The 1,218-nt window shown below is 34.1% G+C and carries 1 protein-coding gene; it reads left to right on the top strand.

Features of this window, described 5'->3' with window-relative positions; all coding sequences use genetic code 11:
* Positions 1–153: 153 nt before the first annotated feature.
* Positions 154–1,218: ankyrin repeat domain-containing protein (locus OZD61_RS03880; RefSeq protein WP_274979927.1), on the top strand; the 1,065-nt coding region annotated here is incomplete at its 3' end.

Below are 1,218 nucleotides of genomic sequence, written 5' to 3'. Positions count from 1 at the left end.
CCAGTATTGGTCTAATTTTTTTAAATTGTTCTTTACTTATATCGCTTGGATAGCTTTTTTGCATAGATATACCTCTTTCTTAACTATGCTTATCTTACCTCATATTTTCGAGATCCTTAACAGGTTCTAAAGCAAAAATTTCATAATGGCTGTGTGTTGGAAGATTTACTATTAGCACTTGCAATTGAAAAAAGTAATCTAGATTTTATAAAATTTCTCTTTAAAAATGAGCTAAAAATTATTAGTATCATTTCCCAACAAGAAGAAACATGCCATATTCCCAAAACTGTAAATGGTCAATCTATATTAAATTATGCTGTCCATTTTGGTAATACCGAAATTTTAGATCTACTCTTACAAAATGTTAACGCAGAACAATCAAAGCTAATACCTAAAAGCAAGCTGTACAAGTTGTGTCAACAATTAAAGAGTAATGCGTTAGATAAGGCTATAGACAAAAACAATGAAAAACTTGTTACGTTACTCGTGTCAGCGATAGAGGAGAAACAAGAAAAGCAAAAAATATCTAATGAGGAAATTAAAGTAGGATCTGGCAGTAATAGTAATGCCACTAGTAAATCTATAGCAACATCAACAAAAAAAACAAATCCAACTACTGTACCAAATAGTGGTAACGGTAGGAGTGTTATTAATAAACCAGTATCTCCTGTAGTATCAACAAACGCCGGCACATCCGCTATGTCAAGCGGTAATGATAAGTCTAGTAATATAAGAACTCACAGCGATGGTCTATCAAATCATACTATTACACCAAATAGTGGTAACGGTCAGCATCATAATAACGAAAATAAAACGCCTGTAGTAACAGGGATTGACCAAACTGCCACACCAAATAATGATAATAAAGCTAACGGCTTTGTAGATGCTCAATTTTCTATGCCAAATGAACAAGAAACTAAATATAAAGAGAGCAAAAAGGATTTTTACACCTCATTGACAAAAGATGTTGTTGGAGTTGTTATTACAGGATTATTCATTACTGCTGCTGTGATGGTTCCATTTGTAGCTGGTGCAGTAGTTTGCAGTGTCATAGCTGCTTTGATTGCAATATATACCGGGTTGCATGTAAAAAATTCTACATTACCAAGTTATAGGGAGATGAGAGAGAATGAAGTTGAACGTGTAACAGGATGTCATCCCAGTGCCCAGACACTGGGATGGCTTTGTTGCATCGCTACTTATGAAAGGCTAACTATA

It is taken from the genome of Wolbachia endosymbiont of Drosophila bocki, from assembly GCF_028982005.1.
GTDB lineage: Bacteria > Pseudomonadota > Alphaproteobacteria > Rickettsiales > Anaplasmataceae > Wolbachia > Wolbachia pipientis.
Note: the sequence above shows the minus strand (reverse complement) of the source record. Positions and strands in the feature narration are given on the sequence as shown.